Here is a 16,590-nt window from a genome sequence, read left to right on the forward strand (position 1 = left end):
CGAGGGCTCACTAGACTCGAACTCGTGCCCGAACCTCGTTTCTACGCCACGACGCCGATCTACTACGTGAACGACGCGCCCCACATCGGGCACGGCTACACCACCACGATCGGCGACGTCCTGACCCGCTGGCATCGCCAGCGCGGCGAGCGCGTCTGGTTCCTGACCGGCGTCGACGAGCACGGCCAGAAGGTCCTGCGCAAGGCCGAGGCCAACGGCGTGTCCCCGCAGGAGTGGGTCGACCGCCTCGTCGAGAACGAGTGGCTGCCGATGCTGGAGACGATCGACGCCGCCAACGACGACTTCATCCGCACGACCGAGCAGCGCCACGAGAAGGGCGCCCAGGCGTTCTGGCAGGCCCTGCACGACCGCGGCGAGGTCTACCGCGGCGAGTTCTCGGGCTGGTACAGCGTCGGCTCCGAGGAGTTCGTCGCCGACGAGTACGTGACCGACGGCGAGGGCGAGGACGAGGGCTTCAAGATCTCGACGCTCGACGGCAGCCGCCTCGAGCACGTCACCGAGGAGAACTACTTCTTCCCGCTGAGCAAGTACGCCGACAAGCTGCTCGAGCTGTACGAGGCGCGGCCCGACTTCGTGCAGCCGGAGTCGGCGCGCAACGAGGTGCTGGCGTTCGTGCGCGGCGGTTTGAAGGACCTGTCGATCTCGCGGTCGACGTTCGACTGGGGCATCCCGCTGCCGTGGGACGACTCGCACGTCATGTACGTCTGGATCGAGGCGCTGCTGAACTACGTCACGGCGGCCGGCTACGGCGTCGACGACGAGCGGTTCGAGGACCTGTGGCCCGCGAACGTGCACCTGGTCGGCAAGGACATCGTGCGCTTCCACGCGGTCATCTGGCCGGCCCTGCTGATGGCCGCGGGACTGCCCGTGCCGCACCGGGTCTTCGCGCACGGCTGGCTCCTGGTGGGCGGCCAGAAGATGAGCAAGAGCAAGGCCAACGGCATCCACCCGAACGAGATCGTGGCCACGTTCGGCTCCGACGCCTACCGCTACTACTTCACGCGGGCGCTGACGTTCGGCAGCGACGGGTCGATCTCGTGGGAGGACATCGGCGCGCGGTACCACGCCGAGCTCGCCAACGGCTTCGGCAACCTCGCGTCCCGCGTGGCCGCCATGATCGGCAAGTACTTCGACGGCGAGCTGCCGGCTGCCGGCGAGCTGGGCCCGGCCGAGCAGCACATCGTCGACACCGTCGCGACGGCCGTGGCCGAGGCCGACGAGGCCATGGAGCGCATCGCCCCGCAGGACGCCCTCACGGCGATCTGGCGCATCGTCGACGCGCTGAACCTCTACATCACCGAGTCCGAGCCGTGGGCCGTCGCCAAGGACGAGTCCCAGCGCGAGCGCCTCGGCACGATCCTCAACACCGCGGCCGAGGGCCTGCGCGTCCTGGCCGTGACGCTGCACCCCGTCATGCCGAAGGCCACCACCTCGCTGTGGGAGTCCCTCGGCGCCGAGCCCGACCTCGGGCCGGTCGCCGACCAGCGCCTCGACGAGGTGGCGACGTGGGGCCGGCTGCGCCCGGGCGCCACCGTCACCAAGGTGCCGTCGCTGTTCCCGCGCATCGATCTCGCGCAGGACTGAGCCGTGAGCCTCACCGAGGGCTGGCCGCAGGCGCCCGAGCCGTTGCCGCGGCCGGTCGTCGACAACCACTGCCACCTCGACACGCGGATCCGCGGGGGAGCCCTGATCCCCGTCGACGAGGCGCTCGATCGTGCCGCCGCCGTCGGCGTGACGCGCACCGTCCAGGTCGGGTGCGACCTCGAGAGCTCGCGGTGGGCGGTCGAGGTCGCACGGCAGCAGCCCAGCGTCGTCGCCGCCGTGGCGATGCACCCCAACGACGCCGCTCGCAGCGCGACGCTCGAGGACGATCTCGCCGAGATCGACCGCCTCGCGGCCGACCCCGTGGTCCGTGCCGTCGGCGAGACCGGTCTGGACTACTTCCGCACCGGCGCCGAGGGCCGGCCGGCCCAGCAGTACTCGTTCCGTCGTCACATCCGGATCGCCAAGCGGCACGACCGCACGCTGGTGATCCACGATCGCGACGCGCACGACGACGTGCTCTCGCTCCTCGACGACGAGGGTGTGCCCGAGCGGGTCGTCATGCACTGCTTCAGCGGTGACGCCGACGTCGCGCGACGCTGCCTGGACCGCGGCGCCTACCTGTCCTTCGCGGGAACGGTCACCTTCAAGAACGCCGATTACCTGCGCGACGCCCTGCGGATCGCGCCGCGCGACCGCATCCTCGTCGAGACCGACGCGCCGTTCCTGACGCCCATGCCGCACCGGGGCGAGCCGAACGCGTCCTTCCTGATCCCGCACACGGTGCGGTTCATGGCCGAGGTGCTCGACACCGACCTCGCGCAGCTGTGCGACGCCATCGCCGAGAACACCGATCGGGCGTTCGGCGGACACTGGTCCGAGCGCGGCGATATCGTGGCCTGAACCACAGAACTTGATATCGCAGTCCCCGTCACGCATGGTGGATTGGTTGCATCTCCGAAACCCTGAGGTTGTTTGTGCCCCGTCTGTTACCTGAAGTCACTGCCAAGAACGCGCTCGTCATGGGTGCGCTGGCGACCGGTCTGGTCGTTGCCATCGGCGGCGTCGTCCACGCCTCCACCTACGACCAGCTCGTCCGTGTCGACGTCGACGGCGTGGTCACCGAAGTGCGGACCGAGAGCGACTCCGTCGCCGATCTGCTCGACGAGAAGAACGTCACCGTGGCCGCCACCGACAAGGTCAGCCCGGCTCCCGTCACCGAGCTCGACGACGGCGACGTCGTCAAGGTGCGCCGCGCCAAGGCCGTCACGCTGGTCGTCGACGGCAAGATCAGCCAGCGCACCGTCCACGACGTCGATGTCGCCGGAGCGCTCGACACGCTCGGCGTCGAGCCGAAGGAGGGGGCCGTCTTCTCGATGGCGCCCGACGAGCGTCTGAGCCGCGACGGCAACAGCGTCGTGGTCAGCAACCCCAAGGCCGTCACCTTGAAGGTCGACGGCGAGAAGAAGACGCTCACCACCGCGGCTCCCACCGTGCATTCCCTGCTCGAGCAGCACGGGGTCGAGGTCGGCAAGCTCGACGAGGTCAAGCCGGGCCTCGGCTCGTACCTTAAGCCGCGCCAGGCGCTGCGCGTCGTCCGGATCAAGAAGGTCACGCGCACCGAGAAGATCCCGGTCGACCACAAGGTCACCTACTCCTCCGACCCGTCGCTGTTCAAGGGCGACACCGAGGTCGTCAAGGAGGGTCGCGACGGTCTCGACCGCGCGAAGGTCGAGCTGATCCTGGCCGACGGCAAGCTCCGCGAGCGCCGGGTCATCTCCCGCAACTCGGTCCGTCCGCCGGTCACCGGTGTGGTGAAGCGCGGCACGAAGGCCAAGCCCGCACCCGAGACCCCCGACTCGTCGATCGACGGCGGCGTCTGGGACCGGATCGCCAAGTGCGAGTCCGGCGGCAACTGGAGCATCAACACCGGCAACGGCTACTACGGCGGCCTGCAGTTCTCGCTCGCCACGTGGCGCAGCGTCGGCGGCCCGGGCTACCCGCACGAGCAGAGCAAGGCGACCCAGATCAAGTACGCCAAGATCCTGCAGGCGCGTTCGGGCTGGGGCCAGTGGTCCTGCGCGGCCAAGGTCGGTATCCGCTGAACGACTCCCGCCCGGACGACACCGTCCGCCTGCTCGGCGCTGCCGACATCCGTCGGCTCGCCGAGGAGGCAGGAGTGCGTCCCACCAAGCAGCGTGGCCAGAACTTCGTCATCGACGGCAACACGGTCCGGCGCATCGTCGACGTCTCGGGCGTGGGCCCGGACGACGTCGTCGTCGAGATCGGGCCCGGTCTGGGCTCGCTGACGCTGGCCCTGCTGGACCGCGCCCGCCACGTGACGGCGGTCGAGATCGACGAGGCGCTGGCCGCGCGGCTCCCGGCGACGATCGAGCAGTTCGCGCCCGGCGCGGCCGACCGCTTCGACCTCGTGCAGGCCGACGCCATGCGGGTCACCGAGCTGCCGGGGCCGGCGCCGACCGCGCTGGTCGCGAACCTGCCGTACAACGTGTCGGTGCCGGTCCTGTTGCACTTCCTCGAGACGTTCCCGTCGCTGCGCACCGTCCTGGTGATGGTGCAGGCCGAGGTGGCACACCGCCTCGCGGCCGGGCCGGGATCGCGGACGTACGGCATCCCCAGCGTCAAGGCCGCCTGGTACGCCGACGTGCGACTGGCCGGCAACATCGGCCGCAACGTCTTCTGGCCCGCACCGAACGTCGACTCGGCACTGGTCGCGATGACCCGTCACGAGCCGCTGCCGGGCGACCGCGCGGCCGTCTTCCGGGTCGTCGACGCCGCGTTCGCGCAGCGTCGCAAGACGCTGCGGGCCGCGCTGGCGGGTGTGGCCGGCGGCGGCCCCGCGGCCGAGGCGGCCCTGACGGCGGCGGGGATCGATCCCCGCACCCGGGGTGAGCAGTTGACGGTCGAGCAGTTCGCCGCCGTCGCTGCGTCGCTGGCCTCGGTCGGCCGTTAGGTTGGGGACCGTGGTGTCCAAGGTGACCGTGCGTGTTCCGGCCAAGATCAACCTGTGTCTGGGGGTGGGTCGTCCGCGCCCGGACGGCTTCCATCCGTTGGCCACGGTCTACCAGGCCGTCGACCTGCACGACGAGCTGCGGATCACCGCCCGCGACGACGGTGAGATCACCGTGGCGGTGCACACCGAGGTCGCCCTGCCCGAGGGCTCGGTCGTCCCCGAGAGCGACGACAACCTCGCCGTGCGGGCCGCGCGCCTGCTGCGCAAGCACTTGGGCGACGAGAGCCTCGGCGCCGACATCGTGATCCGCAAGGTCATCCCGGTCGCAGGCGGCATGGCCGGGGGTTCGGCCGACGCCGCCGCCGCGCTGGTGGGCTGCAACGAGCTCTGGGGCGGCGGCCTGTCCAAGCTCGACCTCGAGCCCTTCGCGGCCGAGCTCGGCAGTGACGTCCCGTTCCTGCTGCACGGCGGCATCGCCATCGGCGGCGGCCGGGGTGAGACCGTCAGCCCCGTCCTGGCCCGCGGCGGCTACCACTGGGTGTTCGCCACGGCCGCCGAAGGCCTCTCGACCGCGGCCGTCTACGCCGAGTTCGACCGGCTCGCGCCCGACGCCCCCGCCGAGCCCGAGGTGCCCGACGCGCTGCTCAACGCCCTGCGGGCCGGCGACGCCCATGCGCTCGGACTGGCCCTGAGCAACGACCTCACCGAGGCCGCGCTGTCGCTGCGGCCCGAGTTGGCCGACACGCTCGACGTGGGGCTCCGGGCCGGTGCGTTGGGCGCGATCATCTCGGGGTCCGGCCCGACGACCGTGTTCCTGGCGGCCTCCGAGCAGCACGCGCTCGACCTGGCGATGGCGCTGACCAGCGCGATGAACGCGGCCGACGTCATCCAGTCCCACGGGCCCGTCTCCGGGGCGCGACTCGTCTGATGCCTCCTCTCGTCGTCGCCGAGCGCATCGGCCAGTCCTTCCCGTCCGGAACCGTCCTCGAGGACGTCACCCTCGGCGTCGCCGAGGGCGACCGGATCGGCGTCGTCGGCCGCAACGGCGACGGCAAGTCCACGTTGCTGCGGATCCTGTCGAAGACGTTCGCTCCGGACTGCGGCCGCGTCACCTGGCGTCGCGACCTGCAGGTGGGCGTCGTGGAGCAGACCGACCTCCTCGACTCGACCGACACCGCCATCCACGCGGTGGTGGGCGACCGGCTCCAGCACGAATGGGCATCGGACCCGGCGATCCGCGATGTCCTGTCCGGCCTCATGGGCGACATCGACCACGAGGCGATCGTCTCCACGCTGAGCGGCGGTCAGCGCCGCCGCGTGGCGCTGGCGCGCACCCTGGTGCGCCGCTGGGACCTGCTCGTGCTCGACGAGCCCACCAACCACCTCGACCTCGAGGGCGTGACGTGGCTGGCCGAGCACGTGAAGCGCCGTACCGAGGCGCTCCTGGTCGTCACGCACGACCGATGGTTCCTCGACGAGGTGTGCACGCTGACGTGGGAGGTCCACGACGCCCGCGTGGACGCCTACGAGGGCGGCTATGCCGCCTACGTGCTGCAACGCGTCGAGCGCGACCGCCAGGCGGCCGCCTCGGAGGAGCGTCGCCAGAACCTCATGCGCAAGGAGCTGGCCTGGCTGCGTCGCGGTGCTCCGGCCCGCACGTCGAAGCCCAAGTTCCGCATCGACGCGGCCAACGAGCTGATCGAGCGTGAGCCGCCCGTCCGCGACTCCGTGTCGCTGGCCAAGCTGGCCACGGCGCGCCTGGGCAAGGACGTCGTCGACCTGCTCGACGTCTCGGTCGAGTACGACGGACGACCCGTCCTGCGCGACGTCGAGTGGCGGATCGCGCCGGGGGAGCGTGCCGGGATCCTGGGCGCCAACGGCGCGGGCAAGAGCACCCTGCTCGGTCTGGTGACCGGCGCCGTGGCTCCGACGTCCGGCCGGGTGAAGCGCGGCAAGACCGTCAAGATCGCCGCGCTGACGCAGGACCTGGCCGATCTCGACGCCGTCGCCGACGACCGCGTCAGCGAGGTCGTCGCCCGGCGACGGACCGCCTATGTCGCCGAGGGCAAGGAGATGACGCCGAGCCAGCTGCTCGAGCGGCTGGGCTTCACGTCGGCGCAGCTGACGACTCCCGTGAAGGACCTGTCCGGCGGCCAGCGCCGTCGCCTCCAGCTGCTGCTGATCCTGCTCGACGAGCCGAACGTGCTGATCCTCGACGAGCCGACGAACGACATGGACACCGACATGCTCGCGGCGATCGAGGACCTCCTCGACACGTGGCCGGGAACGCTGCTGGTCGTGTCGCACGACCGGTACCTGCTCGAGCGCGTCACGGACCACCAGTTCGCCGTCCTGGACTCCCACCTGCGGCACCTGCCCGGTGGCGTGGAGGAGTACCTGCGGCTGCGCGCCGCGGGCCCGGTCGACGCCCAGCCCTCGGGCCCGGCGCCCGCCGCCGCGAAGCCGCCGGCCGCCACCCAGCGTGGCGGGCAGGCCGAGCGGCAGGCCAAGAAGGACGTGGTCCGGCTCGAGCGTCAGATCGAGCGGCTGACCGCCCAGATCTCCGACCTGGAGCGGGCGATGGTCGAGGCCTCGACAGAGCCCGACCGGCTCATGACGCTGGACGCCGAGCGTCGCCCGCTGGTCGAGGAGCTGGAGCGCGCCGAGGAGGCGTGGCTCGAGGTCTCCGCCGCTCTGGAGGGCTGAGTCCGGCGCGGACCCTCAGCCGTTGAAGTGCGCCGTCAGCGTGCGCAGCGCCTGGGCGACGTGCTCACGCTCGGCCTCGGGAAGGTCCTCGAGGATGGCGCTCTCGAGCGCCAGCAGGGTGTCGAGCGCACCGTCGACCCGGGCCCGCCCCTCGGCGGTCAGCCGGACGAGCACCCCGCGCCGGTCCGACGGTGCCGGGCGTCGCTGCACGAGTCCCCGGGCCACGAGCCGGTCGACCCGGTTGGTCATGGTCCCGCTGGTGACCATGGTGGCGGCCACGAGCTGGCCGGGGGAGAGCTCGTAGGGCTCGCCCGAGCGCCGCAGCGCCGACAGCACGTCCCACTCCCACACGTCGAGCTCGTGCGTCGCGAAGGCCTGCTTGCGCAGTCGCTCGAGGTGCTTGGCCAGGCGCGTGAGCCGGCTGAAGACCTCCAGGGGAGTCACCTCGGCGTCGGGTCGCTCGACCCGCCACGCCGCGACGATCTCGTCGACCTCGTCCATGGACCTCACGGTAGTCCATCAAGAATCTTGACGTAGAGATAGTTGCGCTCCCTGCGGTCTCGGCCTCTCCGGGAAGCGCCTCCGGTAGCCTGAGACGACCGTCCCCGGTTGGTCTGTCGGCAGGGCCCGCCTGACTTTGAATCAGGATTAGCGACGTAGGTTCGACTCCTACCCGGGGAGCTCCGCCATGATCGTGCCGTGCCCCATGCCGGGCGGGTCGTGAGTTTCGGTCGGGCCGTCGATGTTGGAAGTCTCGTGCCGCGACCCGAGATCCTCCGGTAGCCTCGACGGACTCGCAGGGAGGCGGGAAGGCCCATGAGAACTGGACTGAGACGTCTCGCGCGTCGTGCCGCTGAACCGGTCGACCGGCTGCACGGCCGCTGGGCCTTGCCGGCCCCGACGGGCCCCGTTCAGCGCATCTTGGTCGTCGGTATCTACCGCGAGGACGAGCCCATTGCGAGTCTCGTCGAAGAGTTGATGACGAGTCGTCACGATGTGCGTTTTCGACTCGGGGCGATGGCTGACTCCGGGCCGAGGTTGAGCCACGTCACCGCGCGGGAGCACCTCAGCGCGGGCAAGTTCCAGAACCTCAACGAGCTCGTGGAGGCAGATGACGGTGAGTCGGACTGGTTGCTGATCGTGGATGACGACGTGTTGCTGCCGCGCGGCTTTCTCGACCGCATGGTCGAGGTATGCCGGCGCTGTGACTTCGCGCTCGCTCAACCGGCTCAAACGAGGTTCAGCAACGCCAATTGGCCGATCGCCAAGCGCCATTTCCTTTCCTTGGCGCGCGAGACCAAGTTCGTCGAGATCGGTCCTGTCACTCTCGTGCGCCGAGATGCCGTGCGGCTGCTCACTCCGTTTCCTGCGGACTTGAGATATGGATGGGGCCTGGACTTCGTGTGGTCCGAGGTCATGGAGCGGCACGGACTCGGGATGGGCATCGTCGACGCCCTCGCGGTCGAGCATGCGTCGAGAGCGGTCGCGAGCACCTACTCGTGGGACAGTGCGCAGGAGGAAGGGCGGCGGTTCCTGGAGACGGTGGACCACGCGCCGATCGGTGTCACGGAGGGTTCGGGACTTCGAACCTTTCGGTGGGCGCCTCGCGTGCCGGCCGCTCCGCCGTCCTGATTCTCTCCGACTCCCTACACTCGGAAGGTCGTCAACCGAGGAGTGATGTGAGCGAGCAGGTCATCGCGATCGTCCTGGCCGCAGGTGCCGGGACCCGCATGAAGTCACGCCGGGCCAAGGTGCTCCACGAGATCGCCGGCCGTCCGATGCTGGGTCACGCCCTCGACGCCGTCCGCGGCGCCGGGGTCGACCGGGTCGTCACGGTGGTCGGTCACGACCGCGAGCAGGTGGAGGCCGCCGTCGCCGAGCTGGAGCCGTCGGCGACGATCGCCGTGCAGACGCAGCAGCTGGGCACCGGCGACGCCGTGCGCGTCGCCCTCGACGCCCTCGACGTGAGCGCCGAGACCTACTTGGTCACCTACGCGGACGTGCCGCTGCTGACGGCCGAGACCTTGCGCAGCCTCGTGGACGAGCACCGCGCCGCGAGCCGCGCCGTCACGATCCTGACCTCCGAGCCGCAGGACCCGACGGGTTACGGGCGGATCCTGCGCGACGAGGCCGGCTCGGTCATCGCGATCCGCGAGCACAAGGACGCCACCGAGGCCGAGCGTGCCACGCGGGAGGTCAACAGCGGCATCCTCGTCGTCGACGGACCCTTCCTCGACCGTGCGGTGCGGGCGCTCAGCACCGAGAACGCGCAGGGCGAGCTGTACCTCACCGACATCGTCGGCCAGGCCGTCGCCGAGGGACTGCCCGTGGGTGCCCACGTGCTCGAGGACGTGTGGCAGACCGAGGGCGTCAACGACCGGCGTCAGCTGGTCCGGCTGGGCCGTGAGCTCAACGCCCGGATCGTCGACCGGTGGTTGGCCGAGGGCGTCACGATCGTCGACCCCGAGACGACCTGGATCGACACGGCCGTGACGATCGGCCGCGACACGACCCTGCTGCCGGGCACCCAGTTGCTGGGCGCCACGACCGTCGGCGAGGGAGTGACGATCGGCCCCGACACCACGCTGCGCAACATCGAGGTCGGTGACGACGCCACCGTCGAGCGCACCCACGGCTCGGACTCGACGATCGGCGCGGGCGCCACGATCGGCCCGTTCGCCTACCTGCGACCCGGTGCGGTCATCGACGACGGTGCCAAGGTCGGGACCTTCGTCGAGATCAAGAACAGCCACATCGGCCCCGGCGCCAAGGTGCCCCATCTGTCCTACATCGGCGACGCCGAGGTGGGGGAGGGCACCAACCTCGGCGCGGGCGCGATCACCGCGAACTACGACGGGATCCGCAAGCACCGGACGACGATCGGCGCCCAGGTGAAGACCGGGTGCCACAACGTCTTCGTCGCCCCTGTTGAACTCGGTGACGGGGCCCACACCGGCGCCGGAGCGGTCGTGCGCGAGGACGTGCCGCCGGGGGCGCTGGCGGTGCCGGCGGCCGGACAGAGGACAATCGAAGGGTGGGTCGCGAGTCGGCGGCCGGGCACGCCTTCCGCTGTTGCAGCGGACCAGAACACGCAGGAGACCAGCGGTGGCGACGAACAAGAGCCTCAGTAAGCGCACGCCCACGAGCAACCTCATGTTGTTCTCGGGGCGCGCCCATCCGACGCTGGCCCGTGAGGTGGCCGAGTTGCTCGAGGTCGACCTCGTGCCGACGACGGCCTACGACTTCGCCAACGGCGAGATCTACGTCCGCTTCGACGAGTCGGTCCGCGGCTGCGACGCCTTCGTGATCCAGAGCCACAGCGCTCCGATCAACGAGGCGATCATGGAGCAGCTGATCATGATCGACGCGCTCAAGCGCGCCTCGGCCAAGCGCATCACCGTCGTGCTGCCGTTCTACGGCTACGCGCGCCAGGACAAGAAGCACCTGGGCCGCGAGCCGATCAGCGCCCGCCTGATGGCGGACCTGTTCCTGGCCGCCGGCGCCGACCGGCTGATGACGGTCGACCTGCACACCGCCCAGATCCAGGGCTTCTTCGACGGCCCCGTCGACCACCTGCTGGCCATGCCGATCCTGACTCGTCAGGTGCGCAAGAACTACGGCAAGAAGCCGCTCGCGGTCGTCTCTCCCGACGCGGGCCGCATCAAGGTCGCCGAGCACTGGGCGCGCCAGTTCGACAACGCGCCGCTGGCGTTCATCCACAAGACGCGTGACGTCACGCAGGCGAACGTCACGAAGGCCAACCGCGTCGTCGGTGACGTCGCCGGCCGCACCTGCATCCTGGTCGACGACCTGATCGACACCGGTGGCACGATCTGCCAGGCCGCCGAGGCGCTGAAGGCCGGTGGCGCCGCCGAGGTCGTCATCGCCGCCACGCACGCGGTGTTCTCGGGCAAGGCCGTCGAGCTGCTCAAGAACTCGGTCGCGACCGAGGTCATCGTCACCAACACGCTGCCCCTCAACGAGACGCAGCGCTTCGACAAGCTCACCGTCCTGTCGATCGCGCCGCTGCTGGCTCAGGCCGTCTCGGCGGTGTTCGAGGACGGGTCGGTCACGAGCCTGTTCAGCGAATGACGTTCCTGCCGTGACCGTCGGCTCCGTGCTGCGGGCCATGGCCCAGCTCGCGGCGGCCTACGCGGTGGTGGGGGTGATCGGCACGATGGTGCTGGCGCTGCTGAGCGGCGGTCTGGATGCGAACGGGCTGCTGCCGCTGGTCGTGCTGGCCGTCGCGCTGGGCTTCGCGGCCGTCGTCATCGTCTTCCTGGCCCGGCTCGTGGTCTCCTGGCTGGACGGGCGTGTCGGCGACCCCGTCGACCTCGCCATCATGTTCGTCTCCGGGCTCGTCCTGCTCAGCGGTGCGTTGACCATCGCCTCGCTGGGGCTCTCGGGACTCCTGGTCGCGGCCCTGCTGGCCCTGGCCACGCATGCCGTGCTGACGCGCAACTGGGCCTGACCGGAGCGCGCGCGGGCGATTTCAGGTCTTCCACGCCGGTGGGCTAGAATTGTGGGGTTGCCTCGGCGAGGGTCCTTGCGGACCGTGATCGACAGGGTGCTCCACAGGAGTGCTGTGTCGAGCGCCGAGACCAGACCCAGACCTTCCAAGGAGAATTCCCCGTGGCCGAGATCAAGCTTTCCGCCGAGCAGCGCACCGAGTTCGGCAAGGGTGCCGCCCGCCGCATCCGCCGCGAGAACAAGGTTCCCGCCGTCCTCTACGGGCACGGCACCGATCCCGTGCACGTGACCCTGCCCGGCCACGAGACGATGCTGGCGCTGAAGACCGCCAACGCGCTGCTGGCCGTCGAGCTGGACTCCGAGAAGCACCTGGCCATCCCGAAGGACGTCCAGCGCGACCCGCTCAAGGGCTTCATCGAGCACGTCGACCTGCTGATCGTCCGCCGCGGCGAGAAGGTCACCGTCGACATCGCGATCAACGTCGTGGGCGATCCCGAGCCGGGCGTCCTGGTCGTCACCGAGAACGCCAGCGTCTCCCTCGAGGTCGAGGCCACCCACATCCCCACCGAGATCGAGGTCTCGGTCACCGGTCGTCAGATGGGCGAGCAGGTGCTGGCCTCCGACCTCGACCTGCCCGAGGGTGCGGCGCTCGCCGTCGAGGACGACTACATGATCCTCAACCTGACGCACGCGCCGACGGCCGCCGAGGTCGACGCCGAGCTCGAGGGTGCCGAGGCCGACGCCGGCATCGAGCGCGACGAGTCCGAGACGCCCGAGCCGGAGTCCGTCGAGGGCTGATGACCTGGTTGGTCGTCGGACTGGGGAACCCCGGTCCGTCCTATGCCGCCACCCGGCACAACGTCGGGTATCACGTGACCGATGAGCTGGCCGCCCGTATGGGCGGCCGGTTCTCGTCTCTGAAGGCGGCCCGCGCCGACGTCGTGTCGGGTCTGCTCTCGGGGCAGCGGGCCGTCCTGGGACGGTCACGCTCCTACATGAACGAGAGCGGGGGAGCCGTCTCGGCCCTGCTCAAGTACTACGACGTCGCGCCCGAGCAGCTCATCGTCATCCACGACGAGCTGGACCTGCCGCTGGGATCGTTGCGCTGCAAGCTCGGCGGTGGCGACAACGGCCACAACGGCCTGAAGTCGATCCGCCAGTCCATCGGGACCGGCGACTTCCTGCGCGTGCGCTTCGGCATCGGCCGCCCGCCGGGACAGCAGACGGTGCACGACTTCGTGCTCAAGCCGTTCGCCAAGCCCGAGCGCACCGAGGCCGACATCGTCGTCCAGGAGGCCGCCGACGCGGTCGAGAGCCTGATCTCGGTCGGCCTGGTCAAGACGCAGAGCGCCTTCAACTCCTGACGTCGGACGGGGACCGGTTCACCCGGCGTGGCTCGTGTTGCGGGCGGCCGGCAGTTCGTCGCGCCGGGGATCTCCCGAGGGCGAACTGAGCCCGGCGATTCGTGACAGTAGTTGCTCGCTGATCGCCAGGGCGAGCGAGCGTGACGCGTTCAGGACCGGAGGATGGATGGACATGCGCGACGCGTGCGCGTCCTGCACCGAGAGCCCTCGTAGCGGACGTCGTGAAGCGAGCTTCCGCAGGGCGATCCTCGACGGGGTCTTCCAGTGCTCGTTCGCCACCTGCCAACGCATGCGGTGGAGGAGAGCGACCAACGTCTCGAGGTCGGTCGGTCCTGTCGCGATCTCTGGAAGAGAGAACAGTCGCTCCAGCTCGACCATCGTGAAGGTCCGCGCGCGGGCGGCCGGGTCCAACTGCGCCACCAGTGACCGCTCGCGTGGGGTGGCCGTGACGATGAGCGCCGAGCGGGCGGAGTGCTTGGACGACAACCGGGTGGCGCGGTGATGCACGGCGAACTCACGACCACGCGACTCCTCGGCGAGGAAGTCGCTCGCCCGGACGCAGATCTCCTGTCCGGTCACGGCGTCGGTCCCCACGCTGGAGACACTCAGCCTGGTGTCGGACAGTTCCCTCGCGGCGAAGAACTCCGCCACGGGCGATCGGCACAGATTGGCTCGACACACGAAGAGGATCGACGATTCCTCACGCTGCTGCAAAATGTCACGTCCAATCTGGGAAGCCTCGGCGTCGTCGGCGAGGTGCCCTCAATGATCTGACGGGCGTGCCTCGTCGCTATGACGCCACACGACCGATCCGTGGTCGAATTGGTCCGGGTGACGAAGCCGTCACGATGAAACCACGCGTGAATGAATGGGCGCAAGCGAAAGCACAGTGCTGCTGAGTACTGTGAGGCGCGCTGAACAGGCGCCGACTCGCGGTTTCACCAAATCCGCCCAAGGACTGAAATCGCACCTCTAGACTCGGCCTGCGGGCCCAGTGCCGCCTTTTGCCTTGCGGAGCGAGGCGACCCTTCACAGCCTTGAGGCGCGGTTTTGATGAATGACGTACAGCAGTCTAGTTCGCGACCAGCACTTCGCGCGGCCGGGACGGGTGCGCTGGCACGTCTTCTGGTTTTGGCGGTGAGCACGGGGCTGGGCATCGTGGTCACGAGGCTCCTGATCGAGAACTACGGCGTCGACTCGTATGCCCAGTACATGCTCCTGGTCGGTCTGATCGCACTCGTCCCGTTCGCCGACCTCGGTATCTCGGCGTCGATCATCAACACGGTCGCCGGCTCGGACGATCCTCGGAACGACCCGCGCGTGCGGGGGGTGCTCATCACCTGCCTGCGGATTCTGGCCGTGTCGATGATGGTCATCCTGGTGATCACCGCGGTGGTGACCGGCTCGGGCGTGTGGGAGTCGCTTCTGGGCGACGGCTTGATGCCCGAGACGGGCCCCGCTGCCGCCGCTGCGTGCCTCGTGGTGTTCGCGATGACGCTGGGGATCGGGTACGGGCAGCGGATTCTCATCGCGCTGGGCAAGAACCACATAGTGGTCCTGCTCGGCTTGGTTCAGACGCCCATCGTCCTGACCTGCATCATCACGATGCTGCTTCTCGACATCGACGCCGGCGGGTACCTGGCCATCGCGGCGTACGGCGGCATCTTCGTGGCCGCGGCCATCGCCATGGTCATGGCGAGCCGCGCCCTGGCCCCGATGCTCCGCCTGGCCTACCGCGACGCTCTCCGCGTGCGATCGGTCCGTGGGGCGCGAGTCTTCGACACGGCCTTGCCTCTGCTCGTCCAGATGATCGCCCTGCCGATCGCCATGCAGTCCAGCCGCATCGTGCTCAGTCACGTTGCCTCGCGGGACGAGCTGGCGCAGTACAGCCTCGCGGCCCAGATGTTCCTGCCGATCGTCGGGGTGGCGATGGCCGCCGGTGTGTCTTTGTGGCCCGTTTTCGCGCGCGAGAGGGCGGCCAACCCCTCCTCGATCTCCTCACCACATGCGATGGCACTGTGGTTCGGTGTCGCGGCGTGCGTCGTCGGCGCGATGGTCGCGGTTGCCTCGCCGTGGCTGGCCGAGATCGCCTCCGGTGGGCAGATCCGGCTCGATGCCGCGCTCGTGGCGGCGTTCGTCGTGCTCGTCATCGTGCAGGCTGCCAAGAATCCTCTGGGCAACTTCTTGACCGACGCCCGGGGCCTGCGGTTTCAAGCAATCATGGTGACTCTCATGATGCCGTGGAACATCGTCGCCTCCGTGTTCCTGTCGATGAGCCTCGGAGCGATCGGTCCGGTGATCGCCTCGATTTCCGGGGTGATGATCTTCCAACTGGCCGCCAACTGGATCTACGCGACTCGGACGGCGGTGATGACGAGGTGACTGCCATTGCTCACGTCGGGGCGTTCTCGATGTCCAACTACGGCGACCAGGTGTATCCGGGCGTGCTCGACGCGTTGTCACGACAGCTGGGGATACAGCCACCCTCGAGACACTTCGGGCTGATTGCGGGACAGCTCCCCGACGGGCGCTCCGTCGAGGCGATCTCGAGTTATCGTCCGGAAGGTCTCGACGCAGCATGGATCGGCGGCGGAGACATCATCCGCGTCGACCGCCGCGTCGTCGCCATGGATCATCTGTGCGTCCCCACCGGCGAGCGTGGGAAGTGGATCAACAGACTGCGGGCTGACCGATTCGCGCGCCGCGCCATCGGGAACCGCCCCGGGCCGTGGATGGCCCGCTCGTGGGGGGTGCCTGCGGCCTACGTGTCTGCGGGTGTCCACACGCTTCCTCGCTCACCCGACGTGCTGGAGGCGATCACCTCGTCGTCGGGCGCCTGGGTGCGCACGCATCGGGGTGCCGAGATCCTGCGCGATGCAGGAATGAGCGCCGATGCGGTTCTCGTCGGGCCCGATGCGGTGTTCGCGCTTCCGCTGGTCGAGTCTGCAGCCGATGCCGCCGAGCGGGGGGCACGCATCCTGGCTGAACGTACGGGTGCGTCCGACGCCCCGGTGGTGTTCCATGCTGCCGCGTTCGCAGGGTGGACTCGTGCGCGGCTCGCGAGCCTGATCGAGGCCTGCGCTCCGGCGCCCTGTGTCGTCCTGCCGCTGGGCAGGTACGCAGGCGAGCACGTCCTGCTGCGCGACGCCGCCGCGCGCGCCCGGGTGCCGTTCCTAGGAGTTCTGCCGGCCGGCGAGGTGACCGCGGTGCTCGCCGCCGCGGGCTGTGTGGTCAGCACCAGCATGCATGCGGCGGTCGTCGCCGCGACCTACGGTCGGCCGGTGGTTTCGCCGGGGGTCGCCAAGACGGCCACGGCGTTCGAGGCATGCGCCGAGCCGCCGCCGCTGCACCAAGCGACCGATGAAGCGATTCCAGCCCTCGTGAACGAGTTGCGTCTGCGTGACACCGAGAAGGTGAGCGATGCGAACCTGGCGGCAGTCGTCGAGACCTTCGAACGGATCGTCGCCCTCGTGGGGCTCCGTTGACGGCTGGCCGAGGATCTCTTCGCTCCGA

Annotated in this window: 16 protein-coding genes and 1 tRNA gene; 15 read left to right on the forward strand and 2 right to left on the reverse strand. The window is 69.6% G+C overall.

Features of this window, described 5'->3' with window-relative positions; genetic code table 11:
• The first annotated feature begins 24 nt into the window (after window positions 1-24).
• The 6 genes from metG to H9L21_RS03210 all read left to right on the forward strand — a co-directional run bounded on the left by metG (window position 25) and on the right by H9L21_RS03210 (window position 7,243).
• Window positions 25-1,605, forward strand: a complete 1,581-nt coding sequence (gene metG / locus H9L21_RS03185) for a methionine--tRNA ligase (protein WP_187411746.1) — start codon at window positions 25-27, stop codon at window positions 1,603-1,605.
• A gap of 3 nt (window positions 1,606-1,608) precedes the next feature.
• Window positions 1,609-2,466, forward strand: coding sequence for a TatD family hydrolase (locus H9L21_RS03190; RefSeq protein WP_187411747.1), 858 nt, complete (start codon window positions 1,609-1,611; stop codon window positions 2,464-2,466).
• Between the two features lie 119 nt (window positions 2,467-2,585).
• Window positions 2,586-3,668, forward strand: a complete 1,083-nt coding sequence (locus H9L21_RS03195; protein WP_154595720.1) for a resuscitation-promoting factor — start codon at window positions 2,586-2,588, stop codon at window positions 3,666-3,668.
• Entirely contained in the window at window positions 3,641-4,537 is an 897-nt protein-coding gene (gene rsmA / locus H9L21_RS03200) for a 16S rRNA (adenine(1518)-N(6)/adenine(1519)-N(6))-dimethyltransferase RsmA (protein WP_230081486.1), read from the forward strand. Before H9L21_RS03195 ends, rsmA begins: the two co-directional genes overlap by 28 nt.
• A gap of 13 nt (window positions 4,538-4,550) precedes the next feature.
• Window positions 4,551-5,465 (forward strand): 4-(cytidine 5'-diphospho)-2-C-methyl-D-erythritol kinase, encoded by a 915-nt coding sequence (locus H9L21_RS03205; RefSeq protein WP_222865906.1) that lies wholly within the window; start codon window positions 4,551-4,553, stop codon window positions 5,463-5,465.
• Window positions 5,465-7,243: an ABC-F family ATP-binding cassette domain-containing protein gene (locus H9L21_RS03210; protein WP_154595718.1), complete on the forward strand. Its 1,779-nt coding sequence runs from the start codon at window positions 5,465-5,467 to the stop codon at window positions 7,241-7,243. The genes H9L21_RS03205 and H9L21_RS03210 overlap by 1 nt, the downstream gene beginning before the upstream one ends.
• A 15-nt stretch (window positions 7,244-7,258) precedes the next feature.
• Here the strand turns inward: H9L21_RS03210 and H9L21_RS03215 are convergent, their stop codons facing one another.
• The gene (locus H9L21_RS03215) at window positions 7,259-7,744 is read right to left on the reverse strand and encodes a MarR family winged helix-turn-helix transcriptional regulator (RefSeq protein WP_154595717.1); all 486 of its coding nucleotides are present in this window, start codon (window positions 7,742-7,744) and stop codon (window positions 7,259-7,261) included.
• Between the two features lie 101 nt (window positions 7,745-7,845).
• On the opposite strand from H9L21_RS03215, the gene H9L21_RS03220 reads away from it, so the two are divergent.
• The 7 genes from H9L21_RS03220 (at window position 7,846) to pth (ending at window position 13,077) form a co-directional block, all read left to right on the forward strand.
• Window positions 7,846-7,924 (forward strand) — tRNA-Gln (locus tag H9L21_RS03220).
• A gap of 240 nt (window positions 7,925-8,164) precedes the next feature.
• The gene (locus tag H9L21_RS15415; protein WP_230081295.1) at window positions 8,165-8,875 is read left to right on the forward strand and encodes a glycosyltransferase family 2 protein; all 711 of its coding nucleotides are present in this window, start codon (window positions 8,165-8,167) and stop codon (window positions 8,873-8,875) included.
• Window positions 8,876-8,922: 47 nt separating this feature from the next.
• Window positions 8,923-10,374: a bifunctional UDP-N-acetylglucosamine diphosphorylase/glucosamine-1-phosphate N-acetyltransferase GlmU gene (gene glmU, locus H9L21_RS03225; protein ID WP_255467236.1), complete on the forward strand. Its 1,452-nt coding sequence runs from the start codon at window positions 8,923-8,925 to the stop codon at window positions 10,372-10,374.
• 22 nt (window positions 10,375-10,396) lie between these two features.
• The gene (locus H9L21_RS03230; RefSeq protein WP_154596306.1) at window positions 10,397-11,335 is read left to right on the forward strand and encodes a ribose-phosphate diphosphokinase; all 939 of its coding nucleotides are present in this window, start codon (window positions 10,397-10,399) and stop codon (window positions 11,333-11,335) included.
• A gap of 10 nt (window positions 11,336-11,345) precedes the next feature.
• Window positions 11,346-11,714, forward strand: a complete 369-nt coding sequence (locus H9L21_RS03235) for a hypothetical protein (protein ID WP_154595715.1) — start codon at window positions 11,346-11,348, stop codon at window positions 11,712-11,714.
• A gap of 161 nt (window positions 11,715-11,875) precedes the next feature.
• Window positions 11,876-12,511, forward strand: coding sequence for a 50S ribosomal protein L25/general stress protein Ctc (locus tag H9L21_RS03240; protein ID WP_187411749.1), 636 nt, complete (start codon window positions 11,876-11,878; stop codon window positions 12,509-12,511).
• Window positions 12,511-13,077 (forward strand): aminoacyl-tRNA hydrolase, encoded by a 567-nt coding sequence (gene pth, locus H9L21_RS03245; protein WP_154595714.1) that lies wholly within the window; start codon window positions 12,511-12,513, stop codon window positions 13,075-13,077. The genes H9L21_RS03240 and pth overlap by 1 nt, the downstream gene beginning before the upstream one ends.
• Window positions 13,078-13,095: 18 nt before the next feature.
• Here the strand turns inward: pth and H9L21_RS03250 are convergent, their stop codons facing one another.
• Entirely contained in the window at window positions 13,096-13,758 is a 663-nt protein-coding gene (locus H9L21_RS03250; RefSeq protein ID WP_255467244.1) for an arsenate reductase/protein-tyrosine-phosphatase family protein, read from the reverse strand.
• A 456-nt stretch (window positions 13,759-14,214) separates the two neighbouring features.
• On the opposite strand from H9L21_RS03250, the gene H9L21_RS03255 reads away from it, so the two are divergent.
• Both H9L21_RS03255 and H9L21_RS03260 read left to right on the forward strand, forming a co-directional pair.
• The gene (locus tag H9L21_RS03255) at window positions 14,215-15,459 is read left to right on the forward strand and encodes a lipopolysaccharide biosynthesis protein (RefSeq protein ID WP_154595712.1); all 1,245 of its coding nucleotides are present in this window, start codon (window positions 14,215-14,217) and stop codon (window positions 15,457-15,459) included.
• Window positions 15,456-16,562 (forward strand): polysaccharide pyruvyl transferase family protein, encoded by a 1,107-nt coding sequence (locus H9L21_RS03260; RefSeq protein WP_154595711.1) that lies wholly within the window; start codon window positions 15,456-15,458, stop codon window positions 16,560-16,562. Before H9L21_RS03255 ends, H9L21_RS03260 begins: the two co-directional genes overlap by 4 nt.
• The last annotated feature ends 28 nt before the right edge of the window (window positions 16,563-16,590 follow it).

The sequence above is a fragment of the Aeromicrobium senzhongii genome, assembly GCF_014334735.1.
Taxonomy (GTDB): domain Bacteria; phylum Actinomycetota; class Actinomycetes; order Propionibacteriales; family Nocardioidaceae; genus Aeromicrobium; species Aeromicrobium senzhongii.